This is a genomic window from Aquirufa sp. ROCK2-A2 (assembly GCF_054558485.1).
In genome coordinates, this window is sequence record NZ_JBPXKA010000004.1 from 151,873 (window position 1) to 176,380 (window position 24,508).

The window sequence follows — 24,508 nt, forward strand, 5'->3', positions numbered from 1 at the left end:
TTTCCTCATGAAAGCTCCTAATATTTTCCTTCATTATTGGTCCACAACAGATTCAGTAATGACATTTCAAGATATTTTAGGTCTCGATGTATCTCCCCAAATTTTAAATTCTATCCAACAAGAAATTCAGCATCAACTGAATTCCGAAAAATTACCTGAATTATTTCCTTGCTTCAATTGGGAGAATGATCGCTTCATCGAAAAGTGGGAAGCCATTTCCAACACCTTGCTCCTCCAAGTTCAATTACCCAATGTTGTTTGGGAAAATTGGATAGAAGATTTACAAACTGAATTGGGAATAGAAGAAAGCCAGCCCGAAACCATATCATTTAATCCTTTTGATGACCCAGTTTTTGGCTCATTTGAATTAAATAATCTAGATAATCCCTTGCTATCTGCAGAAGTTTATTTTGAGAAACGTGAGGAGTTGGAAGAGATGGAAGAGAGAAGAGAGAAGAGAGAAGAGAGAAAAGAGGAAAGAGAAGTGTTAGAAGAGAGAAGTGAGAAGAAAGAAGAGAGAAAAGAGGAAAGAGAAGAGTTGGAAGAGAGAAGAGAGGAAAGTGAAGAGAGAAGAGAAGAAAGAGAAGAGTTGGAAGAGAGAAGAGAGGAGAATGAAGAGAGAAATGAGATTATAAATGAAGTGCCGACGGTGAAAAATGTGTTGGAACAATTGCAAGGGAGTCCTGAAGAGAAGTTTTTTGAGACCATTTCGGTAACGGATTCTTCGTTGATTAAAATGGTAGAAAGCAAAATGACGGAGCAATTATCCGAGACCATCAGTATCAATCAAAAAATACAATTTATCCTGCAACTCTTCCAAGGTGATGCAGAATCATTCAATACCTTGATTAGCTACATTGACCAAGAAGCAGATGCCTCCAATTGGCAAGAAGAGTTGAATAAAAAATACAAAAACTACCAAACAGCAGAAAATCAAAATGCTTGGAAAGAGCTTTACACCTTGATCCAACGGAAATTCAATTAGTTGATTTTCTTTATCAAATAACTTTTCAAGAGCCTCCTCAGATATCAGTAATTTCAAGAAAAAAATACCTTGAAATCACTGATATCTATTGTTTCCTTCCTATGTTGCTGTCAAACTTGCTTGGCACAAGATCATTCCGAAGAGGAAGAAAAACTTTCGAGTTTCAACTACTACTACCAAAATCCGATCAACATCAACACTGCCACGGAAGCCGAATGGAATAGTTTAGCCATTTTAAATCAACAACAAATAGACGATTTTTTCCAACATCGAAATCAGTTGAAGGAATTTTTATCCATTTATGAGTTACAAGTAATCCCCTCTTTCGATATTACCACCTTACAAAAAATCAAACCTTTTATTCAATGTTTACCCCTAAAAAACAGATTGCTGGCATCGAATCAATCTAGTAATAAATTACTCTTCCGAACGGATGTCACTTTGGAACAAAAAAAGGGATTTAGTCCACCCGACACCCGAAGTAAAGTGCGATACCTAGGCAATCCATTTGGTCAACTCATGCGTTATCGAGGAAAACTAAATGGGCAAGTGAAATATGGGTTTTTAAGTCAAAAAGATGCAGGAGAAATCAATTACACCGATTTTTACAGCGCATTTCTGGAAATTAAACCGAATAAATTCGTAGAAAAAATCATTCTTGGCGACTATCTTAATCAATGGGGACAAGGTTTAATCGAGTCGGGAGGATTTTCTTTGGGGAAAAGCTATGAAAGTATCAAGGCGACTCAGCGGTTTCATTTGGGAGGCATTCCTTATAGTTCCGCGGGGGAAAATGGGTTTTATAGGGGTATTCATACAACTTGGCGACTTTCAAAATCCATTCAATTTCAACATTATTATTCTTCCCGAAAAATAGATGCGAGCATCAGTAAAGATTCATTGGGAAATGCCATTTACAAAACCTTGGATGCAGATGGTTACCACAGAACCGAATCCGAAATAGGTAAAAAGGAGAATTTAGGAGAAGAAAGTCAAGGTGGCAGTTTACAATTCCTATCTTTAAAAAAAGCCCTTTCCCTGCAATTGAACTACAACGAAACGACCTATTCATTACCGAAATTACCATCGAGTTTAGATTATAAAAAATGGGAATGGAGCGGGCAAAATCTACAAAACAGTTCACTGAGTATGCAATTTCCTTGGCGAAATGTCCAAATGATGGGTGAAATTGCCTTGACCTGGCCAAAATCTATCTCTTTGATCCAAGGAGCCGCCTTTTCATTGTCCAAAAAAGTTGATTTCTCCTATGTAGCCAGAATGTATTCCCCCAGTTTTTATAGTCCCAAATCACAAGCCTTTGGAGAAGGCAGCGGCACAGCGAATGAATATGGTTTGTTCATCGGAAATCAGCTTCAACTCAACAAAAGAAGTAAATTGTCCTCTTATTTGGATGTATTCACCTTTCCGAGAATCAAATATCAATTAAGCAAAGAAAATAGTTGGGGATGGGAATTACTGAGCAGATATCATTGGGAAAGGCGAAACAAGTTGCGATTTTTCTCACAAATCAAATGGACCTCCAAAGAATCCGATGCACCCAAACCAAACAACAAGATTGTTCGAAATCAGCAAATTCAATTGAGTTTGGATGTTCAGAAAATAATCAGCAAATCATTTCATTTGCACAGCAGATGGATGCTTCATTACCTAGGTTCTGAGCTTTCATCTGAATTGGGCTTGTTATTGATTCAGGATGTTTCCTATCAAGTAAAACAATGGGAATTCAATACAAGGATGGCCTATTTTAATAGTCCTAGCTATGATACAAGACTTTACGCCTATGAAATGGGGGTACCCTTTGCCTTTAGTTTGCCGGCACATGCAGGGAAAGGAATTAGATACATATTTGTAATTGAAAATCACCTTCATGCCAAGATTAGTCTAGCTTTCAAAGTAAGTCGAAGCACCTATTTTGACCGGGAAGAAATTGGCTCTAGTTATGATCTCATCAACGGCAATCATAAAACAGATGTATTGGCACAGGTGGTCTTTGGTTTTTAGGGGGTGTTATAAGAATTCCTACCTATTCAAGCATGAAAGTTAGAAGGAAAATAAAACAACTAGAATTTAATAGTTTGGTAATTTTGGAGAACATCTTTGAAGTGGTTAGAAACAAAAAAATAATACTTGTTCAAATTAAAAAAACTCAAAATCCTCACACCTCCCCTACACTCCTTAAAAAAATACGCATTTCAATTTTCCCTTTGATACCTACTTGAGCCATGATGTCTTGGCGGTGGCGTTTGACAGTAGAAACAGAAATAAACAGAAGTTCCGCGATTTGCTTGTTGCTTAAACCTTTGGCAGAAAGTTCTAATACTTTCAACTGTTGATTCGTAATGGTGGCGGGTAATTTAACGGACATTATAGAAGTAGAAAGGTATATATCATTTGGTGTATTTCATCTAGGTTAGGTGGTAATAAAATTCTTATCAGCAAATCTATCTGTTTCAAACTAAATTCTCAAATGAAATAATTAAAATAATTTCAATCGCTTCCATCCTTCTGACATTTGTTCATCATAGCTATTCATTTTTCTACCAAAATCTGTATTTTTACATCTTAATCAAATTTCATTTTGGCCAAAAAATTAGCAGATGGGCAAGAACCTTTAAAAAAAGGTGAAACCCCACTTTCCCGACAGTTTAATCAAATTAAAGCGAAATATCCAGGTGCTATTTTGCTCTTTCGTGTTGGCGATTTTTACGAAACTTTTGGCGAAGATGCGGTTAAAGCATCCAAGATTTTAGGTATTGTTCTAACCAGACGAAACAATGGAAATGCGGATGATCAATTGGCTGGTTTTCCTCATCATTCCTTGGATACCTATTTGCCCAAATTGGTTCGCGCTGGCCAACGCGTAGCTATTTGTGATCAATTGGAAGATCCTGCAGCAGCCAAAGGAATTGTGAAAAGAGGTGTCACCGAATTAGTTACCCCCGGTGTCTCTTTCAATGACCAAGTTCTCGACCATAAAAGAAATAATTACGTAGCAGCCATTTCCTTCCAAGAAGGTAATCAGGCCGTATTTGGAATTGCTCTTTTGGATATTTCCACAGGAGAATATATGTGCTCACAAGGTCCTTTGGCCTATATTCAAAAATTAATTCAAAGTTTCCTTCCCGCTGAAATTCTTTACCCCAAGCGTTTCCGAAATGCCTATTTGGATTATTTTGGCGACCAATACCATTCCTTTTCATTGGAAGAATGGATTTTTACTTTGGATTTCACCTACCCTTTGTTAAAACAACATTTTAAGACCCAAAACCTCAAAGGATTCGGAATCGAAGAAATGCCCCAAGGGATCATTGCTGCCGGAGTCATCTTGCATTATTTGGCAGAAACCGAACACAAACAAGTTAGCCATATCTCCTCCATTCAACGAATTGAAGAAGATAAATACGTGTGGTTGGATCGTTTCACCATCCGAAATCTGGAATTAATCCACTCGACACAAGATGGAGGTGTTCCCTTGATTTCCCTCATGGACCACACCATTACGCCCATGGGTGCGCGTTTACTTCGCAAATGGATGGTTTTACCCTTGAAGGATATACGTACCATATTGGAACGACAAGAAGGGGTTGCCAGTTTATTGGAAAATAGAGATGTGTTGGATGTATTGATTTCCTATTTAAAACCCATTGGCGATTTAGAAAGATTGATTTCCAAAGTGGCGGCAGGTAGAATCAACCCAAGGGAATTATTGCAATTGAAACGTGCTTTGCAACAAATTCCAGCCATCAAAGAATTATTATTTGCTCAAACCGCTTCTGGCTTAAAAAAATGGGCCGACCAACTCAATCCCTGCCAGGTTTTGGTGGAAAAAATTGAATTAGCCCTCAGAGAAGACCCTCCGATCCTATCGCATCAAGGCGGCATCATCAAAACGGGATATTTGGCGGAATTGGATGAATTACATTTATTGTCTTCTAATGGCAAAGACTATTTAGCTGCTTTGCAAAAACGAGAAATTGAACGGACTGGGATTAGTTCGTTGAAAGTCGCATACAACAAAGTTTTTGGCTATTATTTAGAGGTGACCAATGCGCACAAAGACCGCGTTCCGGCTGAATGGATCAGGAAACAAACCTTGGTCAACGCAGAAAGATACATCACCGAAGAATTAAAAATTTACGAAGAAAAAATCCTCAGTGCGGAGGATAAAATTTCAGCCATCGAATTTGGCATTTTTCAAGAATTGGTCAGAGAAGCTTTGGAATACATTGAGCACATTCAACTCAATGCTATCGGAATCGCCACCTTGGATGTATTGACAAGTTTTGCCATTGTAGCACACAAAAATAATTATACCCGCCCCATTTTACACGAAGGAGATAGCCTCAATATTGTGGCAGGTAGACATCCCGTAATTGAAAAGCAATTAGCCGTTGGGGAAGAATATATTCCAAACGATGTGTTCCTCGACAATGAGAGTCAACAAATCATGATGATAACCGGCCCCAACATGGCAGGTAAATCGGCATTGTTGAGACAAACGGCGCTGATTGTATTAATGGCTCAAATGGGCTCTTTCGTTCCTGCATCCTCAGCGGAATTGGGTATTGTCGATAAGGTATTTACCCGGGTAGGTGCCTCGGATAATTTATCCAAAGGCGAATCAACCTTTATGGTAGAAATGACAGAAACGGCGGCGATATTAAATAATTTATCAGATCGATCTTTGGTCTTGTTGGATGAAATTGGAAGAGGAACTTCTACCTACGATGGGGTTTCCATGGCTTGGGCCATTGCGGAGCATATCCATAATCATCCCAAATTCAGAGCCAAAACTTTATTTGCGACGCATTACCATGAATTAAATGAATTAACCGAAGATTTTCCAAGAATCAAAAACTTCCATGTTTCTGTCAAAGAAATGGCCAATAAAATCATTTTCCTTAGAAAATTAGTTCCTGGAGGTTCGGCACATAGTTTTGGTATTCATGTGGCACAAATGGCAGGAATGCCAACATCATTGGTGTTAAGAGCGCATGAAATTTTACAAAACCTAGAAAAAGATCATGTTTTGGAAGGTAATGTAGAGAAATTGAAGGAAATGCCTAAAGCCAATTATCAGTTGAATTTATTTGGTGCAGAAATTCCAGCTGGATTACAAGAGGTGAATGATATGTTGGAAAAATTGGATGTAAATACGCTTTCTCCGATCGAAGCCTTGTTGAAATTAAACGAGTTGAAGAAGAAAATCATCAGCATCTAAATGCGCTGGGAATTTTTCTCTGAAGTCGGATAAATCCGTTTTTGAAATCGTATACGTAGCTATCTGGTGGGTATTTCCCAAATCCAACAATGCTTCGCCTTTGAAAGAGACTAAGGCAGAATCGCCTTGGTAATTCAAATCATTTCCATCAGTCCCCACCCGATTAACGCCTGCCACATAGGCTAAATTTTCTATGGCACGGGCTTTCAACAAAGTCGACCATGCGAGTGCTCTAGGAGCAGGCCAATTGGCTGAATAAATAGCCAAATCATATTGTAAACGAGTATTTCTTGACCAAACCGGGAAACGTAAATCGTAGCAAACGAACAAAGAAATATTCCAGCCAAGGTAAGAAAGAACACAATGTGAGTGACCACCCGTATAGAACTCTTGTTCATTTCCCATTCGGAAAAGATGTTTTTTATCGTAATAAGCTACTTTACCCTCTGGGTAAACAGCCACCATCCGATTAAAATACTGTTGATTTTCCTTGATTTTCATGGAACCTATAAGCATCGCTTGTAAGCGATTGGCCATGATTTTCATCCATGCAAGACTTGGTCCATTCCAAATTTCGGCTCCATGGTCATTCATACTAAAACCAGTGGTAAACATCTCAGGTAGGATGATCAAATCAGTTTGACCTTGCAGATGTTGTAATTGCTCTTCGAATTGAGCACAATTTGCTGCGGGTGACTCCCACAGCAAATGGCTTTGTACCAAAGTAACCCGCAAATTGTCATTGAGGGCATTCATGGCTATTATTGGGATATATAAGAATAATAAATCTTCAACTTGGTCTTACCCGCATTGATGGGTAAGAAACGAGCATTTTCACTCACAATAGCAGAGCCTGTGGCGCTGATACTTGTAATTTGAGGAGTGATCAACATTCCATTGTTTGCGATACGGCCCGATAAAATATTTTGAATAACAGAAGTTACGTTAAACTTGAAGTTTTTCGTATTGCTATCAAAAGTGGCGGATTGAGCACCTGAACCACCTTCAGCGGTGTAATACAATAAACCGTATGAATTACGAAGTGTTCGGTTGCTTGAATTGGTTTCTACCAATGACAGTTGACCAAGGGTTTCATTGTAATTGATATTATCAGCCGGTTCAATGATCAATTCAGCTTTATTAACAGCCACATTTTTATTTCCTTTTAAATTATTCAAATAAGGAAATTCAATTTTGGTTGCAATACCTGTACCCGCTTGAACATAAGTAATAAAATTACTACTGGAGGCTGGTACGCTATCTCCTACCTTTTTCAAATTGGATAAATTACCAGAACGTGTTACATCGAATCGATTGAAGCGAGCTTGAAGTTCAGGAGTTAATGCATTAGATAAACTAAAATAGTAGTAGGCCTTGTATTTCAAGGTATCACCAGGATTATGGAAATACATCGACATTCTAGAATAGGCGGATGAAAAGCCTAGTAAAGAAGAGGCATCCTCTGATGAAGTTTTAAAATAGAGTCCTTTCAAATAATTTCTAAATCCAGTACCGCCTGATGCAATGGTTTTATCCTCGTATTTGGAAAGTAATTCTTTTCCAAAAGCAGGACTCAAACGGAAAGTCAGGGTATCGTATTTCAATGAATCACCATTGGTCGAGATCGCCTTGATTGGTTTAGGAATAAACGAATAGGTCGCAAGAGGAGTTGGATTATAGCTGATGGAAGAATTATTGAAATAATTCTTGCTTAGGCTTAAACTATCCGTCAAACGGTAAACTGAAATAGTATGTTTTTTAGTTAAATCTCCTTGGTAGGCTTTATACACCAATTCCATTCGAATGGAATCAAATACCGAAGTTGACTTAGCAAACAAAGTATCAGCATTGGAAATTTGGGTATAAAAACTCGATTCCACACGCCCAAAATCCGGATGATAGATGGAGCCTAAAGTAAAAGTATTGGTTCCACTGGTATAGATGGAATCAATTTGAACGGTAGACGATTTTATGGTTAACGTATCGGTATAATTTAAACCTACTTCAACCGAAAACAAATCGGAGCCAATTTCTTTTGGGGCATCACACGAAACTAAAAACAGGGAAAGTATTCCCACCCATTTAATTACCGGCCAATTCAATGTAAGCTTTTTCGAAGAAATCGAGATCATTTTCGGCAATATTTTGGAAGGTTTTATTCTGAAATTCATCAATAATGGGTTGAATACGGGCATTTTCCGCATTTTGTAAGGATACTACTTTATCTGCATATTCTGCTCCAATTTTAATAAAAGCATAATAATCGGCTGAATCTAAACTACTTAGTTGAGCGTCTTCAATTTCTCCAATTTTCACTTTTTCTACTAATTCGTCTTTATCAAACGAAAAATCGAATTCGGAATTGTGTGGAGAAAAAATAGTTTTTGAATCTTTGTAAATGGGGTGGTTTCTGTAATAAGTCGATATGTACAATGGAACTAAACTAGCCATCCAATCATTGCAATGAATGATATCTGGGGACCAACCTAATTTAATGACTGTCTCTAAAGCACCTTTACAGAAAAATATGGCTCTGTCGTGATTATCGGGATAAAAACCTCCTTCTTTATCATTCAACACATATTTTCGTTGGAAATAATCTTCGTTATCAATGAAATAAACCTGCAATTTGGCTGCTGGGATACTTGCTACTTTGATGGTCAATGGTTTTTCTTCCTCTCCCATCGGAATGGTAATACCCGAAAGACGAACCACCTCGTGCAAGCGATTTTTACGCTCATTGATAGAACCAAAACGAGGAACCAATATGCGAATTTCCATTCCACGCTCTTGCATGGCAGTTGGCAGGTTACGAACAAAGTCTGCGATTTTGGAAGTGTTAAGAAAGGGATCAACCTCACTTGAAACGTAAAGAATACGTAATTTGGACATTCTTAAATTATTTAGGGGAAATATTATCCCAAAAAAACTTTGCAAAAATATAAAAAAATAATGGAATTTCAGCAATAAATATCCACTAATACTCTTTATTTTGCTGATTGATTATTTCAAATGCCCCAAACTACATGATTAAATCCACCATTAAATACCTAGTTTCTACTCTATTAGCCCTAGGACTACTTTATTGGGCTTTTTCCAAAAGCAATTTACAGTGGGCTGACATTTACCTAACCTTTCAAAAAGCAAATTACAATTGGGTCTTTGTTGCCATTGTCATCTCTTTATTTTCTCATTTGCTCCGATCCATGCGATGGGAACAGTTGTTGGGCGCCATTGATTACGAACCCAAAACGATTCGTACTTTTTCAGCGGTCATGATTGGATATTTTGCCAATTTCATTGTACCTAGAATGGGGGAAGTTTCACGTTGTGGATCACTTCAAAAAACAGCCGATATTCCCTTTGAAAAATCTTTTGGAACGGTTATTACGGAACGTATTGTCGATTTACTTGGTTTAGCAGTCATTGTTGGATTGAATTTTTTAATCGAATGGGAACCCTTGCAAAAATTCATTTTTCCAAATTGGCAAATGCCCTCCAATGTACTCTTAATTGGTTTGGGAATTTTGACACTAATAACCTTATTCATTCTTGTTAAATTCAAAAAATCCATCTTCCAAATTTGGACCAATTTTACTTCAAACAATAAAATTGGACAATTATTAGCGGGTTGGGTAGCAGGGATTTACAGCATTCGTTTTGTCAAAAGTCCGATGAAATTTGTACTATTGACTGTCTTAATTTGGATAGCGTATTTTGCCAACACCTATACTTTGTTGTTAGCATTTCCAGAAACAGAAAGTTTAAGTCTATCAGCGGGTTTAACTGTTTTGGTGATGGGAACATTTGGAATGGCAACACCCACGCAAGGCGGCATTGGTGCCTATCATACCTTGGTAGCTTCCGCGCTCTTATTCTATCAAATACCTTTGAAAAATGGTGCGGCATTGGCTACTTTTTTTCATGGAACTCAAATGATCACCATTTTGTTTTTCGGTGGTATTAGCTTTATTTTAACCTTATTTCTTCCAAAAATAGATGCAAAAAAGACCCGCAACGGAGAATAAAATTGTTTCCCTAGCTGCAGCCATTAGCCTTCGAGCGAATTGGAAAACGCAAAACGAATCGGTTGTTTTTACCAATGGATGTTTTGATATACTGCATTTAGGGCACATTGATTATTTAGAAAAATCAAGTCAAAAAGGCGATCATTTAATTGTAGCTGTCAATACAGACCGATCTGTTAGTGCTTTAAAAGGGCCCAGCAGACCCGTCAATCATGCTTATGCCAGAGCTCGACTCATCGCAGCCTTGGAGTTTGTTTCCATGGTTATTATTTTTGATGAGGATACGCCTTTGGACTTAATCAAACAACTATTGCCTGATATTTTAGTCAAAGGAAATGATTATTCCATTGCAACGATCGTCGGGTCTAAAGAGGTATTAGAAAATGGTGGTCAAGTAGAAACCATTGAATTAGTACCTAATTTTTCAACAACTGGAATTATCGAAAAACTTAAAAATTAAATACAATGAGCGGAATTTATTTATTAACTATTTTATTTGGTGTGATAGGAATGGCTATTTCTTGGCGCTTAAAATCTAAATTTCAAGAATATTCTCAAACCCCATTAGCGAGCAATCTTTCTGGTAAAGAAATAGCCGAAAAAATGCTTAGAGATAATGGCATTTATGATGTAAAGGTCATTTCAGTGGAAGGTCAATTGACAGATCATTACAATCCTACAGACAAGACTGTTAATTTAAGTGCGGATGTGTACCATGGTCGAAATGCTGCATCAGCTGCGGTTGCTGCCCATGAATGTGGACACGCGGTTCAACATGCCAGCGCATATGCCTTTTTACAATTCCGTAGCTCCATGGTACCCATGTTGAACATTGCCAATGGATTTATGCCTATTTTATTGATGGTCGGAATGATGATTTTGTATTCCACAGGAAATTCGATGATTTTAGCCATAGGAGTTGCACTGTTTGCCTTAGCCACCTTGTTTAGTTTCGTTACCTTACCGGTAGAATTTGATGCATCAAATCGTGCCTTGGCTTGGATCAAAGAAAATGGCATCGTGACAAGTAGCGAATATGAAATGTCGAAAGACGCTCTTTGGTGGGCAGCTATGACCTATGTTGTCGCAGCACTTGGAATGCTTGCACAGCTCTTGTATTATTTGAATTTATTGGGCGGTAGACGGAGTAATGACTAATGGAGGAGAGAAGAGAGAAAAAAAATGCAGAATTATAGGTATTAGGTAATAGGTAAAAGGTAATAGGTAATAGGAGTTCCTCTGTTCTTTTCCCGTTTTCTCTTTTCTCTTTTCCCGTTTTCTCTTTTCTCTTTTCCTTTTACCTAACAAAAAATGCGTACCTTTGCGGGTCGAGTCATTTTGACCGATTACATTTAATGCTATTGCATGTCATTTGAAAATTTAAAATTAATAGAGCCCATTCTTAAGGCTTTAGATTCAGAAGGTTACACAACCCCCACTCCCATTCAAGCCAAATCAATTCCCATTGTTTTAGATCGAAGAGATTTATTAGGTTGTGCACAAACAGGAACAGGAAAAACCGCAGCTTTTGCGATTCCAATTATACAGTTACTTTGTCAAAATAAAAATAACATTCCAGGCAAAAGGGTCATCAGAGCATTGATTCTGACTCCTACCAGGGAATTGGCCATTCAAATTGCTGAAAGCTTTGAGAATTATGGAAAATTCACGCCTTTAAAGTATAAAGTGATTTTTGGAGGTGTTAGTCAATTCAGCCAAGTAGAGGCTCTACGCCATGGAGTGGATGTATTAATTGCGACTCCTGGTAGATTATTGGATTTGATGGGCCAAAATATTATCAGCCTCAAACACATTGAATATTTCGTTTTGGATGAAGCGGATCGTATGTTGGATATGGGATTTGTACATGATGTTAAAAAAATCATCATGAAACTTCCTCCGGTTAGGCAATCGCTATTTTTCTCTGCGACCATGCCACCTGCCATTGTGGAACTTTCCAATACCATTTTAAGAAATCCATTAAAAGTAGAAGTTACCCCTGTATCCAGTACAGCAAACACCATCAAACAAGTGGTCTATTTTGTTGATAAGGAGAACAAGAAAGCATTATTATTGGATATCTTAAAAGATGCAGCCATCGAAAGAGTATTGGTTTTTACCCGTACCAAACACGGTGCCGATAAAGTGGTAAAAGATTTAATCAAGGCAAATATCAGCGCTTTGGCCATTCATGGGAACAAATCCCAAAATGCCCGACAAACAGCTTTGAACAATTTCAAAAATAAAATCACACGGGTGTTGGTTGCCACAGACATCGCAGCAAGAGGCATCGATATTGATGAATTAAGCCATGTAATCAATTATGAACTTCCCAACATACCGGAATCATACGTTCACCGTATAGGCAGAACAGGTAGAGCCGGAGCAAGTGGTATTGCCATCGCTTTTTGTGATGCAGAAGAGAAAGAATATTTAAGAGATATTCAAAAATTGATTGGGAAGTTGGTACCTATCATCGATAATCATCCATATCCTTTAATGAACCACACGGTGGTTAAAAAAGCGGCAAAACCACAAAGACCAGCCAGAAATCAAGCTAGTCCTGGACCTAGAGATACTAATCAAAGAACAAACCCTAATGCACCCAAATCGGATGCAGGAAAACCCAAAAAATACAGTTGGAAGAAGAATACTTATTGAGGTAAAAGGTAATGGGTAATAGGTAATAGGTAATAGGTAAAAGGTAATAGGTAAAAGGTAATAGGTAATAGGTAATAGGTAATAGGTCAGACACTAATAACTAAAAACGAATAACTAACAATAAAAAACTCCGTGCTCATTGTGATAATTAACACAAAGGACACGGAGTTTTAATTATTTGCTCTTTTCTTCTCTTCCTAATTATTTCTTTTTAGGAGCAGCAGCAGGGCTAGCAGCTGGAGCAGCGGCAGGAGTAGCAGCAACTGGAGGCTTAGGAGTAATTCCCATTTTCTTTAACACTAAGTCAGACATATTAGCATCTGTTGGGTAGTGTAACAAAATAGGTGCTGTTCCCATACCTGCATCGTAATTAAATACATAAGTAAATGCATTTTCATTAGCAACTGCGTGCATATTTTCTTCAATTTTCTTCAATAAAGGTTGCAATAATTGTGCTTGTTTCTTTTGTAATGAAGATTGAGAATTTTGTTGAAATTCTTGAATAGAAGTTTGCAAGTTTTGCAATTCTTTTTCTTTGTCTTGTTTGATGACGTCAGAAGTATTGGCTGGCAATTTTTCGAATACAGCTAATTTATCTTGAAAGTCTTTTACTTTTCCTTGATAAAGGGTTTCATATTGCTTTTGAGTATTTTTAAGATCTTCCTCCACTTGTTTAGCTTCTGGCATTTGACTTAAAATGTAATCAGCATTAATAAATCCGATTTTAATTTGAGCTTTTAATGGCATAGTTGCCAACCCAAATACAAGGCTCATAGCCAATAAAAATTTGTTTTTCATACGATTGTTAAAATTAATTATTTGTTTTCTTTTCTGGTTTACTATTTTCATTTGCTTTATCCACAATATTGGGATCTAGCTCAATTCCTAATTCTTCTAAAATATAATCCGAATAATCATGCACCGGATTGGTATAAATCATGGCTAAGCCATCACTACCTTTGTCGAAGAGAAAATCCAAACGTTTTTGGCGAACTACTTTCTCCACAGCTTTTGATATTTCATCCAAAATGGGCTTCATGGCAGCTTGCTTAGCCTTGAACAAATCGCCATCCGTTCCGAATATCTTATTTTGAAACGACTTTGCCTCTTGATCTTTCACTTTAATTTGCAACAACCTTTGTTGGCGCAAATCTTCAGTTAACAACACCTCTTCCAACTTAAATTCTTTTTCTAACTTTCGAACTTCATCGTTTTTGCTAGAAATTTCGGCAATCCATTGTTTGGTCAAATCATCTAATTTCGTCTGAACTTTTTGGTAATCAGGCATCTTAGATGTAATAAACTCGGTATCAATGTATCCAAATTTTTGTCCAAAGGAACTTTGTCCAAAGAACATAAGCATCAAAATTAAGAAAAAAAACGACTTTTTCATGCTATTATCCAATTTTCATTAACGAATTTGTTGCCCAATGGAAAAGGTAAATGCTTGACGCCCAAAATCTGTGTCACCAGGTCTAGGTTTATCAAATCCAAATCCATAATCGATACCGATCATACCAAAGGCTGGCATGAAAATTCTAGCTCCAAATCCGGCAGATTTATATAAATTAAAAGGGTTATAATCCGTTAAAGTAGAGAAGTTATTTCCTCCCTCAGCAAATCCCAATACGAAAATCGTCGCTGATGGATTCAAAGAAACAGGATAACGCAACTCCATAACAAATTTGTTGTAGGCCACTCCACCATTACCATAGGTACCAGACGGTCCAATCACACGGTCCTTATAACCTCTTAAACCAACGATATCTCTGTTGAAAGAAAATCCTTGCACCATACCTGATCCACCTAAATCAAAACGTTCGAAACGGGTGGTTTCTCTGCCGCCATAGGAACCTAAAAATCCTAAATGAGCTCTTGTGTGCAAGACAAATTTACCAACCAATGGACTGAACCAACTCGCATCAAACATCCATTTGTGATACTCAATTAAAGTACCTTTTTCATTACCACCCAACAAGGAATAGGGAGGTGTTAAAGAAGCCGTTAATGAGAAACTAGATCCTGAACGCGCAAAGGTTGGATTATCAATACTATTTCTAGAGAAATTGGTCATAAAGGTAACTGAAGTAGAAACCCCTTGTGGATATGCCCAGGTATAATAACGATCCACATCATACGATGCAAATGACAATGAATTACTCAATGAAAAATAATCATCTGGCCATTTCAATCTTTTTCCAAGGCTAAACGTCACACTGTTGACATTAAAGTGGGCACTCAACAAGGAATCTGGGACAGAATAAGCTCCTCCACCATAACCACCATATCCACCGTAACCGCCATAGCCACCATATCCTCCATATCCACCATAGCCTCCGCCATATCCGCCACCATAACCACTTCCGTAATTATTGTAACCCGTATTTTGGAATTGATATGGATACGAAATACTTCTATTAAAGGCGATTGAAAAGGAATTAGGCTTTTTACCACCCAACCAAGGTTCTGTAAATGTCAAACTGTAATTTTGATAAGCAGCACCATTGGCTTGAAAACGAATAGCTAATTTTTGGCCATCACCAGCAGGCAAAGGGCGCCAAGCAGACATTTTGGTTAAGTTCTTGGCTGAAAAGTTGTTAAAAACAACCCCTAAAGTACCTACAAATCCAATGTAACCTCCCCATCCACCAGATAATTCGATCTGATCCGAAGGCTTTTCTTCCACATTGTATTCGATATCCACTGTACCGTCTGCTTTGGGAGTCGGTTTAGGTTCAATTTTTTCAGGGTTAAAATAGCCAATTTGTGATAATTCACGTACGGTACGAATAATGGCTGATTTATTGAATTTCTGTCCAGGTAAGGTACGAATTTCACGCATAACCACATGGTCAGATGTTTTGGTATTCCCATTCAGGATAATCTTATTGATGGTAGCTTGTTTTCCTTCACTAATACGAATGGTTAAATCAATGGAATCGCCAACTATAGCTGTTTCCACGGGCTCCGCATTGTAATACAAATAACCATTGTCCATGTACACCGAGCTCAAATCCTCACCCGGGTTCCCTCCCATTTTCTTATCCAATTCTTCCGTATTGTACACATCTCCTTTTCTAACACCCAATACTTCGGATAGAACAGAATCTGGATAAATGTAATTTCCTTCAAAATTAATGGAACGGTAAAAATACTTTTTACCCTGAACCAATTTGATGTATAAATTGATGGATTCCGTATTGAACTTACTAACAGAATCAGATTGGATTTGAAAATCGCGAAAACCTAATTTGTTCATTGCGGCCAATAATTTTTCCTTGTCTTCATCCCACTTCTTAGGAACAAATTTCGAAGGCTTAAAAATTCGGCCAAAGCGCTGTTGTTTTGTATTTTTGATTTTACGAAGTATCAAAGAACGTTGTGATTCTTCAATTCCATCCAAGGTAATATGGTGAACTTTAACTTTTTCACCTTTGTCTACCGTTACTTGCAAAACCGCATTATTACCACGAATCGAGTCGGTTTTAACCACTGATTTGGTAGTCACATTCAAACGACCTTTTTCTTGATAAAATTTACGAATCGCTAATTCTAGATTTTTACGAAGGGTTTCTGTAATGATTTTACCTTTGTAAGATTTGATTTTCTCATTGATGGTTTCTTGCTCCCCTTTGCGTATTCCTTTGTACAAAATGGAATACAGTCGAGGACGTTCTTTCAAAGAAATATCTAACCAAATTTTTGTCCCCTCCGTTTTGGATGCCGAAATGCTCACATCATCTAAAATCCCTTGATCCATAATTTTACGAATCGCAGAAGCAATCGCATCCCCAGGTACTTTGATTTTATCGCCAATTTGTAAACCCGAAATACTAATCATCGAGTTACCATCATAAAATTGAGATCCAGAAACAGTTATTCCTGCTATTTCATATTCTTGCGGAGTGGCATAAGAAAATTCGGATGTTGCTGTACTAGGTGTTGTCGAAAACAAACGACCTCCTATGGATTGAGCAGTTGAATGAAATCCCTGAAATAGGGAGAAAACAACTAACAACAAAAACAATACAATTTTACTATTCAATTTAATCATTTGATACATGAAATCTCTTTTTTTCATTTAAAGCCTTAGCCCTCACTCTTAACCTGCTCACTTGTTCTTCCAAAACGTCTTTCACGCATTTGAAAATCCAATATGGCTTGATGTAAATGTTCTTTTCTAAAGTCTGGCCAAAATAATTCTTCAAAAATATACAATTCTGAATACGCTAATTGCCATAACATAAAATTACTTATACGGTGATCACCACCAGTCCGAATCATCAAATCTGGATCTGGCATGCCAGCAGTCGATAGATGATCCGCTAAAATTTGATCCGTAATATTTTCGGTCTTTAATGCTCCCAGCTGAACTTTTTCAGCAATGATTTTACTTGCATTCACTAAATCCCATTTTCCCGAATAAGACAAAGCCAAAACCAAGGTTAAACCTGTATTATCCGCTGTTTTTTCGATAGCCGATTGCAATTCATTGGCTGATTTTCCCGGTAAAGTTGTCAAATCCCCAATCGCTTTTAAACGGACCTTGTTCTTCATCATGGTCGGTAATTCATCTTGAATGGTACTAACCAACAATGCCATCAAGGCACTCACTTCAGCTTTTGGACGATTCCAATTTTCTGTAGAAAAGGCATACAAGGTTAAATACTTAACTCCCAATTCACCACATCCTTCAATCGTTTCACGAACCGCCTTTATCGCATTTCGATGTCCAAAAATCCGATCTGTAAAACCTTTTTGTTTCGCCCAACGACCATTTCCATCCATGATAACGGCGATATGTGCAGGAAGATTGTTTAGGTCAATAGATTCTTTCACTTGGGCAATCAAATTTATTCTTTTAGTTAATTGGCAAAGGTAGTTATTTCCAATTCCTATTCAAAGGAATTTAGTTTTGATATTCACTTGGACAATAAATTCTCTGTAAACTAAATGTCACCGAAACAGAGGTATGTAAATATTGATCCGTAAAGCTAGGGGTCAAATTAGATCGATCAGCTCCTGTAGTAATCCATCCATCCAGTCTATCCGTCAAGGTTTTTCGGGTTCCTCCCTCCCATTTGATAGACCAAAGGTTATTTAATTGATATTTAATTCCCACTCCAAAAGGTATGGCAAAGGAAATAAAAGAGCCATTCATTACATTGGGATGTTGCGAATTTGGTGGCGCTGAAGGGCGTGGATCTTTGACGGAGTTTTGCGGATTGGCAAAAAATGAACTAAATCCACCATAGATGTAAGGCGTCCAATTCTTGATTTTTCGATTTTTCTGATAATCCATAAAATTATAATCGACCAACAATCCTAATTCCACCAAACTAGAACGAAATGCCCCAGAATTACCTGCCAAACCGGCATTTGACCAACCATTGTTTAGCGAATTACCTTGTAATCCACTGATCATTAATGTCGCACGGTAATTAAAAGCCTGGGTTTCTTGATAAGCAATTTCCAAATCCAAACTAGGCAACACTTGTTTAGCTTGGGGTATATTGGGTAAAAGTGACCAATCTTGCATATCTCCTTTGAACAAGGTGGCTCCCGCCCCAAAAGACCATTGCCAACGTTGAGCAATAGCGTTTGTAGATATTAGCAGTAAAAGAAAAAGGAGACAATTTTTCAAGACAAAAATATGAGTTAGCGTGGCAAAGGAGGACACTCCATTTTATTCTTAATATGAAAAATCAGCTGAATTTGAGCCGTAAAATATTGATCAACTCCCGTAGATTCAGATAAGATGTTGGCAGGAATAAATGTTCCAATCGCCGGAAGCGCTGTTAACGTATTCGCTGCATACAATTCATTTCTTGAAGCGGTAGACCCAGGTGCTTTATTGTAATTCAAGCTTCGATTCAAAAAGGGAGAACCCGTGGTGGTAATACCTTTTCGAATATCCGATACATCATCTAGGTAATCGGTAAATGCCATTCGGTAAGTCACTTCAAAACCAAGATCCATGTTTTTACTAATTCTCTTTCGAACACCGAATCCAACAGGGATAGAAATAGCTAAAGCATTGTAATCAACACTTTCGTTTTTTTTGTCTCGTAAACTCACCCAATCTTGTTGAACAGGTTTTGTAGGATCAGTCACATCTACCGCATCTCTGGCTTCTGGACTATGCAAAATACCCGCGACTCCCAAGGTAAAATATGGAGCTATATTGGGTCTTTTATCAATATTTTCATGATTGCTCAAAATTTCCCATACACCCGACAATGAAATTTCTTTGAGATCATTTCTAAAATGAAGGTTTCGTTCAAAATTGGCATCGAATAAATTTCCGGTAGAAGAATAATTGAAATAATTATCGTCTCCAGCTATTCGGATATAGGAAATACTGCCTTTTGCAGAGAATTTCCGTGAAAAATGGCGAGTATATTGAAAACCTGCATTCCAACGTGCTGCAGGTACCGCTAAGGTGGTAAATGAAGATATAGGTACAATTTCGCCTAAATAATGAGCTGACCCTGCACCGAAAGAAACGGATGAATATGCCTTGAAGGGAGCTAAAACTTGAGCTTTTTTTCCTTTTTGACCTAAAAACCAAAATTGTGATTTGGAAGGAAATGCAAGGAATAAAAATAATACTAAAGTACTTAACGCTAATTTTTTCATTGGAAAGGTTAATTGATCTACCAACGTAACATTTCGCAAAATGTTGCATGGATTTTAGGGAACGAATATACTAAAATCTAATCATTTATAAAATCCATAAGCCCTGTAAAAACAAATCCATTGTTTAACTCAAGGAAGAAAAGAGGAGAGAGAAGAGAGGAGAGAGAAGAGAGAGGAGAGAAGAAAGAAAAGAGAAAAGAAAAGAGAAAAGAAAAGAGAAAAGAGCGAAAAATTGCTCTTACTTAACACCTATTACCTATTACCTTTTACCTATTAATGCGAATTAAGGGTTGAAATTTCAAATTATTAATCTCTTAATTACCGCTTTTAGCTTCATTAATTCGTCAAGTCCTATAACCGAGATCGGTGGACGCTATTTTTTTTTGGTCTTATAAATGAATTTGCGGTTAATCCGACGAAAGATTTGAGCGAAGCGGTAGGCGGAGCTTTGACAATGAGCATGGGCGATGTGCGTCAGGGTCAAAGAAAATAGCCGAAAGCGTAGTGAAAATCGGTCAGCTTGCTGATTCGTCTTGGATTAACTTGCGACTAATAAGTTTTTTTGTTTCTTTTTTTTTCAAAAAAAGAAATGCCATATAAAATGAATTAGCCAGAAAATTGCATTTTTGGCCAGGAAAAATGTAATTAAATTTGATTTAGCAACAATTATTGGAAAAGATCCTGAATTTTAGTTTTTAACCCTTAATTCGCATTATTACCTTTTACCTATTACCTTATACAATTACCTAATACCTATTACCTCGGAAAAAAATTTAATCAGAAGTTTTAACACATCATTCGAAGTAAGAATAAAGGAGTAATGGAAAATCTGGTTAAAACGCTCCCCAAAAATTCATCTGACTATATTCAAGAACTTGATATTGTATGGCCGACAAGGGCTCTGGAAACAAAATGAATTCTGGGATATTACCCGTGAAGCCATTTTCACCGGAGGCATCCAAGGAACCAGTTGTTATTCCTATTCCAAAAGTAGAGCCTGCGGACCAGGATTGCGATGTTACATTTAAGTTACTACTTCCCCTATCAATGCCACTTACTCGAACGATTTTGCTGTTGGTATTACGAATAATACTGTATTGTTTAGTCAAATTAAATCCAACTGTGGCATCATTGAGAAAACTTCTATTCAAGTCCGCAATAGAACCTAAATCTGTATACATATTATTATCCGCTGGCCAATTCATATGTGCTGCCCATCGTTTACTAGTCGGTGTATCTGAATATCCGAACGAATTATTGGTTGATACACTTGCCAAAATTTTAGCAACCAACATCACACTTCCTTTTAATCCATTTCCCAATAAGACAAGTAAAGTTTGATTCACGGTTACGTTGTGCTTTTGAGTTCCAGTAAACACCAAGGAAGGGTATTGATTCGTCGATCCGACTACCCCCATGGAATACACTGGTTGCCTAGATGTAACTGTCTGAACGCCATTGTATCCATTAATACTTTGGTCATACCAGATCGTAACATAAAGGGTATTAGCACTACGGAATGAAGCTAAGGTAGTGGTGGCATTTAGGGCAAAACCAGATGTACCTACTACGGCAATTTTCACGACACTATTGTCTGAAACTACATTATTGGCATCAAAAGATATGTCCGCTTGCGCATTATCTGCCGAGCGTCTAACTCGGAGAGCATAACCCGAATAATTATTTCTCAATTTTCTGGAGCTAAAGGCAAAAGAAGGTTTTTGAGTAATGATATCGATGGGAAATTGTTTATTTACACTATAGCGATGCATCGGTAATGCTTGGGCAGCTGTTTCCCTTGAAGCGATTAAAAGGCTAAAAGAAAACAATAAATAACAAACACTTTTTTTCATAACATCCAATTATTGTACATCTCCACTTAAGACAGCTGAACCTGCCGCTCTAATTTCTAAACCTGCCTTTGCCCATTGACCGGATGTTTTGGTGGCAGAATATCGATTATTAATCGTCATACCCGTTCCGCCCGTGAAAGTAACTTGGCCTGCTCCTGCTTGTGTAACACTGACTTGAAATCCTACAGGCAAGGTATTGGGCACCGTCAACGTAACGGCTGTTGCTGAGGTAAAATCCAGCACCCGACCATTATCTGCCACTGTCAAGGTATAGCTCGTTCCAGACTGGGTATTAATTGTTCCCACATTGATGGGGGTCCAGGAAGTATTTGCTAAATTATAATAGTAAAACATGTCCACATCAGTATCATAAACCAAAAGGGATTCAACATTGGAAGAAACCGTAATGGCTGTTCTTTGAGCAGTGGTCATTCTAGGTACCAATATTCCACTGGTAGTGCTAGGAACATCTAAGGCCGCCGCCGGGGAGATGGTATTGATTCCAACTAAACCAAGACTATCAGCAAAAAGACGAATTTTACCAATACCATTGGCCAAGGCTACAATTTGACTACGATAAGCGGCACCGATGTTTAAAGAGGAGGTCGTTCCGCCAATGATGGTATTATTGTTTCCAGAAATCAAATTAGAATTCCCAATGGATATATTTCCTCCTCCAGATGTGATTGTTAGACCTGCATTGGCACCTACTAGCACATTATTGGAGCCTGTCGTTACGACTTCACCTGCTCGATAACCTAAAAAAGTATTACCGGCTCCTCCCACATTGTTTTTTCCTGTGTTAAATCCCAAAGCCGTATTATTGGCTCCCGTAGTTAAATCTAGTGAATAAGCACCTACTGCTACATTGTTACCTGAAGTAGTATTATCTGATAAGGCTTCTGTTCCAATGGCCACATTCTGATTACCTGTCGTAATATTCAAACCGCTGTTATATCCAACAGCCGTATTATTATTGGCGGTTGTTTGATTTTTCAAAGCATAAGTTCCTATACCTACATTGTAACTGCCGGAGCTGAGCAATGCCAGTGCCTGTGTTCCAATGCCAACATTACTAATTCCTACACTTTGGCTAAACAAAGTTTGGAAGCCTACTGCGACAGAATTCGTGCCTGTTGTATTATTTGCCAAAGCACTAAAACCAAGACGAGTATTTGTTGTAGAACTACCACCTCCCTTTCCAACATCGACGCCATTGATTTTTTTATCAACACCACCTAATTCTTGAGCAGCTATATTGTTCACAATTCCGGAAGCAGTGGCACTTACGGATGCTAGGTTTTTTGTAGCATTGGAAAAGGATAATCTTCGTAAAATTCCATCTGAATTGGAAGTAATCAAACTGTCGGTAGCTGCACCGCTGAGAAGGGTATCTATTTCAACTTGACCAGCGATATGTAAACGCTGGCTAGGACTGCTTGTTCCGATGCCCAATTTACCAGTCACTAAATCTGCATGATAAACGAGGGCATTGGTAGTGAAATTTCTCAATTGCAATTTACTATCACCAGCTAAAAATTTGGCATAAGCGCCCGTAGCGTTTCCCAAACCAAAGGAAGCATAATTGGTGCTTGTGGTGGAACTGATGAATCTTGCAGCATCCGCTACATCTGAATATACTTCTAATTTGGCGATGGGGGCATTGGTTCCAATCCCTACTTTCCCACTGACTGCCAATCCTTGGGTTGGAACAACAGTCGTATTGGAATAGGAACCAAAACCTGCACTGGTGGATCCAATTATTCCGCTTCGATAAAGATTACCTGTTTTGGAAGAACCGGCATCGGTGGTGGTACCAACCAAATAAAAGTTACTTCCTGATACGATTGAAGATGGCACCCATTTTCCTAATACAGAATCGTACAAAAGGGCTTGACCGGCACTTGGAACAGTTGAATCTATGGGTGTCCCTTGTATACCTACGACGGTTGGAGAAGAGGCCGTTCCGTTAAGATCACCGGATAATTGGACATATCCTTTTGAACTTGTACTAGCATCTGAATTGACCGAAACCTCTTGTCCTGAACGATCCACAACCTTGGTTTGTGAAAAGAGTGGAAAAAGACCTAAAAAAAGAAAAATTATTAGAAAAAGGCGATTAGCTATTTTTAGCATCTTTGATTATTTTTTTATTAGCAGTCTAGAAAATAAAATTTTCTATGTTGAAACACCCGGTAAAAATATAAAAAAAAGAGATACTAAAAGTAAAAACCTAGAATTATTCTATTTCAACCACACAAAAGTCCGAAGAGCCCTACCAGCAGATGGCCAATGTGAAGCACTCGGCGTTCCGTTTGTAAATATTGCTCCAGAAGCTGTAACGCCAGTCATAGGATCAATATTATTGTCCAAGCCAGCTAAAACCCAATAAGCACCACTCACATCCCATTGATCTGCGGCAGTAAGTGTAGGGCCTGTAGAAAAGGCAAAAACACCATAATCGGCGTTATCATCAAAAGGAGCAACCGACGAGGACTTACCCCTTAAATAAAAATGGGTTAAGGCTGTTCCGGCGATACCAGATGTAGTAACCGTTGCATTGGAGGCTGACTGACTATAAGAAGCATTCGCGGTATTTAATGCACTCATGGTGGTTGAAGCAGGAAAAGTGGCAATCGCAGAACTTGTAAAAGAAGTACCCGCATTGGTAAAGCGGATATTGTCAAAACTGAAGGCTGTATTTGTTTGGGTCCAAATACTGGATAATCTAGCTCCTCCAGTCGTGGTTGGCAATACGGGTGCTGTGGCTGCTTCTGTGAACATGGCAGATGTTGTTGTATTTCGAATGGCCACCAATGTCCAGCCCCCTCCATTGGTCGTCATATCGCAATAACAATTGAATGGAGCTAATGAACCTGTCCCATCCACATCAATGGTATAGGTTCCTGAGGTAGCTGCACTATTGGCCGCTAATATTGCTTTACAAGACAATGGATAATTTACTTTAACAGGCACCATATAAGGGGTACCCACCATTTGGGCTTGTGATTTAAAAGTCACCAGAAAGCAAATAATCGAAATTAAAACAAAACTACTTTTATAAAATTTCACTATAAATTAATTTAATATTTACTAAATC

At 38.0% G+C, this 24,508-nt stretch carries 20 protein-coding genes; 7 read left to right on the plus strand and 13 right to left on the minus strand.

Annotation, left to right across the window (positions count from 1 at the left end; all coding sequences use genetic code 11):
• Positions 1-7 precede the first annotated feature (7 nt).
• Together V7S76_RS08120 and V7S76_RS08125 are read left to right on the plus strand one after the other, a co-directional pair.
• Positions 8-985 (plus strand): hypothetical protein, encoded by a 978-nt coding sequence (locus V7S76_RS08120; RefSeq protein ID WP_459509576.1) that lies wholly within the window; start codon positions 8-10, stop codon positions 983-985.
• A 120-nt stretch (positions 986-1,105) separates the two neighbouring features.
• Positions 1,106-3,007, plus strand: coding sequence for a helix-hairpin-helix domain-containing protein (locus V7S76_RS08125; RefSeq protein WP_459509578.1), 1,902 nt, complete (start codon positions 1,106-1,108; stop codon positions 3,005-3,007).
• Positions 3,008-3,161: 154 nt separating this feature from the next.
• Here the strand turns inward: V7S76_RS08125 and V7S76_RS08130 are convergent, their stop codons facing one another.
• Positions 3,162-3,371: a response regulator transcription factor gene (locus V7S76_RS08130; protein WP_459509579.1), complete on the minus strand. Its 210-nt coding sequence runs from the start codon at positions 3,369-3,371 to the stop codon at positions 3,162-3,164.
• A gap of 213 nt (positions 3,372-3,584) precedes the next feature.
• Here V7S76_RS08130 and mutS point away from each other — a divergent pair, with 213 nt between their 5' ends.
• Positions 3,585-6,227 (plus strand): DNA mismatch repair protein MutS, encoded by a 2,643-nt coding sequence (gene mutS, locus V7S76_RS08135; RefSeq protein ID WP_459509581.1) that lies wholly within the window; start codon positions 3,585-3,587, stop codon positions 6,225-6,227.
• On the opposite strand, the gene V7S76_RS08140 is transcribed toward mutS, so the two are convergent.
• The 3 genes from V7S76_RS08140 to V7S76_RS08150 are packed head-to-tail and all read right to left on the minus strand — an operon-like array spanning position 6,192 to position 9,119.
• Complete coding sequence (locus tag V7S76_RS08140) at positions 6,192-6,983, minus strand: amidohydrolase (RefSeq protein ID WP_459509582.1); 792 nt, start codon at positions 6,981-6,983, stop codon at positions 6,192-6,194. The genes mutS and V7S76_RS08140 overlap by 36 nt on opposite strands.
• Positions 6,984-6,988: 5 nt before the next feature.
• Positions 6,989-8,359, minus strand: a complete 1,371-nt coding sequence (locus tag V7S76_RS08145; RefSeq protein WP_459509583.1) for a DUF4270 family protein — start codon at positions 8,357-8,359, stop codon at positions 6,989-6,991.
• Positions 8,310-9,119 (minus strand): glycogen/starch synthase, encoded by an 810-nt coding sequence (locus V7S76_RS08150; RefSeq protein ID WP_459509584.1) that lies wholly within the window; start codon positions 9,117-9,119, stop codon positions 8,310-8,312. Before V7S76_RS08150 ends, V7S76_RS08145 begins: the two co-directional genes overlap by 50 nt.
• 134 nt (positions 9,120-9,253) lie before the next feature.
• On the opposite strand from V7S76_RS08150, the gene V7S76_RS08155 reads away from it, so the two are divergent.
• The 4 genes from V7S76_RS08155 (at position 9,254) to V7S76_RS08170 (ending at position 12,916) form a co-directional block, all read left to right on the plus strand.
• Positions 9,254-10,255 (plus strand): lysylphosphatidylglycerol synthase transmembrane domain-containing protein, encoded by a 1,002-nt coding sequence (locus tag V7S76_RS08155; protein WP_459509585.1) that lies wholly within the window; start codon positions 9,254-9,256, stop codon positions 10,253-10,255.
• Positions 10,227-10,715 (plus strand): D-glycero-beta-D-manno-heptose 1-phosphate adenylyltransferase, encoded by a 489-nt coding sequence (gene rfaE2 / locus V7S76_RS08160; protein WP_459509586.1) that lies wholly within the window; start codon positions 10,227-10,229, stop codon positions 10,713-10,715. Before V7S76_RS08155 ends, rfaE2 begins: the two co-directional genes overlap by 29 nt.
• A 5-nt stretch (positions 10,716-10,720) precedes the next feature.
• Positions 10,721-11,413, plus strand: coding sequence for a zinc metallopeptidase (locus tag V7S76_RS08165; RefSeq protein ID WP_459509587.1), 693 nt, complete (start codon positions 10,721-10,723; stop codon positions 11,411-11,413).
• A 207-nt stretch (positions 11,414-11,620) separates the two neighbouring features.
• Entirely contained in the window at positions 11,621-12,916 is a 1,296-nt protein-coding gene (locus V7S76_RS08170) for a DEAD/DEAH box helicase (protein WP_459509588.1), read from the plus strand.
• A 201-nt stretch (positions 12,917-13,117) separates the two neighbouring features.
• Here the strand turns inward: V7S76_RS08170 and V7S76_RS08175 are convergent, their stop codons facing one another.
• The 9 genes from V7S76_RS08175 to V7S76_RS08215 form a co-directional block, all read right to left on the minus strand.
• Positions 13,118-13,714, minus strand: a complete 597-nt coding sequence (locus tag V7S76_RS08175) for an OmpH/Skp family outer membrane protein (protein ID WP_459509589.1) — start codon at positions 13,712-13,714, stop codon at positions 13,118-13,120.
• A 13-nt stretch (positions 13,715-13,727) separates the two neighbouring features.
• The gene (locus V7S76_RS08180) at positions 13,728-14,309 is read right to left on the minus strand and encodes an OmpH/Skp family outer membrane protein (RefSeq protein WP_459509590.1); all 582 of its coding nucleotides are present in this window, start codon (positions 14,307-14,309) and stop codon (positions 13,728-13,730) included.
• A gap of 18 nt (positions 14,310-14,327) precedes the next feature.
• A complete protein-coding gene (gene bamA, locus V7S76_RS08185; RefSeq protein ID WP_459509591.1) occupies positions 14,328-16,979 on the minus strand; it encodes an outer membrane protein assembly factor BamA in 2,652 nt (883 codons plus the stop codon).
• Between the two features lie 26 nt (positions 16,980-17,005).
• Complete coding sequence (locus V7S76_RS08190) at positions 17,006-17,755, minus strand: isoprenyl transferase (RefSeq protein WP_459509592.1); 750 nt, start codon at positions 17,753-17,755, stop codon at positions 17,006-17,008.
• Between the two features lie 70 nt (positions 17,756-17,825).
• Positions 17,826-18,560 carry a DUF6089 family protein gene (locus V7S76_RS08195; protein ID WP_459509593.1) on the minus strand — a complete coding sequence of 245 codons (735 nt, stop codon included), beginning with the start codon at positions 18,558-18,560 and terminating at the stop codon, positions 17,826-17,828.
• A gap of 14 nt (positions 18,561-18,574) precedes the next feature.
• Complete coding sequence (locus V7S76_RS08200) at positions 18,575-19,555, minus strand: DUF6089 family protein (RefSeq protein WP_459509594.1); 981 nt, start codon at positions 19,553-19,555, stop codon at positions 18,575-18,577.
• Between the two features lie 833 nt (positions 19,556-20,388).
• Entirely contained in the window at positions 20,389-21,408 is a 1,020-nt protein-coding gene (locus tag V7S76_RS08205; RefSeq protein ID WP_459509595.1) for a hypothetical protein, read from the minus strand.
• Positions 21,409-21,417: 9 nt separating this feature from the next.
• Positions 21,418-23,463 carry a beta strand repeat-containing protein gene (locus tag V7S76_RS08210; protein WP_459509596.1) on the minus strand — a complete coding sequence of 682 codons (2,046 nt, stop codon included), beginning with the start codon at positions 23,461-23,463 and terminating at the stop codon, positions 21,418-21,420.
• Between the two features lie 189 nt (positions 23,464-23,652).
• On the minus strand, positions 23,653-24,480 hold the full coding sequence (locus V7S76_RS08215; protein WP_459509597.1) for a fibrinogen-like YCDxxxxGGGW domain-containing protein: 828 nt from the start codon (positions 24,478-24,480) through the stop codon (positions 23,653-23,655).
• Positions 24,481-24,508: the final 28 nt, after the last annotated feature.

What these genes read in the sequence shown, in the direction of transcription:
- V7S76_RS08175 (WP_459509589.1), bottom strand. Translation starts at nt 13,714, where the DNA reads ATGAAAAACAAATTTTTATTGGCTATGAGCCTTGTATTTGGGTTGGCA.
- V7S76_RS08150 (WP_459509584.1), bottom strand. Translation starts at nt 9,119, where the DNA reads ATGTCCAAATTACGTATTCTTTACGTTTCAAGTGAGGTTGATCCCTTT.
- V7S76_RS08205 (WP_459509595.1), bottom strand. Translation starts at nt 21,408, where the DNA reads ATGAAAAAAAGTGTTTGTTATTTATTGTTTTCTTTTAGCCTTTTAATC.
- V7S76_RS08170 (WP_459509588.1), top strand. Translation starts at nt 11,621, where the DNA reads ATGTCATTTGAAAATTTAAAATTAATAGAGCCCATTCTTAAGGCTTTA.
- V7S76_RS08120 (WP_459509576.1), top strand. Translation starts at nt 8, where the DNA reads ATGAAAGCTCCTAATATTTTCCTTCATTATTGGTCCACAACAGATTCA.
- V7S76_RS08200 (WP_459509594.1), bottom strand. Translation starts at nt 19,555, where the DNA reads ATGAAAAAATTAGCGTTAAGTACTTTAGTATTATTTTTATTCCTTGCA.
- V7S76_RS08145 (WP_459509583.1), bottom strand. Translation starts at nt 8,359, where the DNA reads ATGATCTCGATTTCTTCGAAAAAGCTTACATTGAATTGGCCGGTAATT.
- V7S76_RS08180 (WP_459509590.1), bottom strand. Translation starts at nt 14,309, where the DNA reads ATGAAAAAGTCGTTTTTTTTCTTAATTTTGATGCTTATGTTCTTTGGA.
- V7S76_RS08140 (WP_459509582.1), bottom strand. Translation starts at nt 6,983, where the DNA reads ATGAATGCCCTCAATGACAATTTGCGGGTTACTTTGGTACAAAGCCAT.
- rfaE2 (WP_459509586.1), top strand. Translation starts at nt 10,227, where the DNA reads ATGCAAAAAAGACCCGCAACGGAGAATAAAATTGTTTCCCTAGCTGCA.
- bamA (WP_459509591.1), bottom strand. Translation starts at nt 16,979, where the DNA reads ATGTATCAAATGATTAAATTGAATAGTAAAATTGTATTGTTTTTGTTG.
- V7S76_RS08165 (WP_459509587.1), top strand. Translation starts at nt 10,721, where the DNA reads ATGAGCGGAATTTATTTATTAACTATTTTATTTGGTGTGATAGGAATG.
- V7S76_RS08155 (WP_459509585.1), top strand. Translation starts at nt 9,254, where the DNA reads ATGATTAAATCCACCATTAAATACCTAGTTTCTACTCTATTAGCCCTA.
- V7S76_RS08130 (WP_459509579.1), bottom strand. Translation starts at nt 3,371, where the DNA reads ATGTCCGTTAAATTACCCGCCACCATTACGAATCAACAGTTGAAAGTA.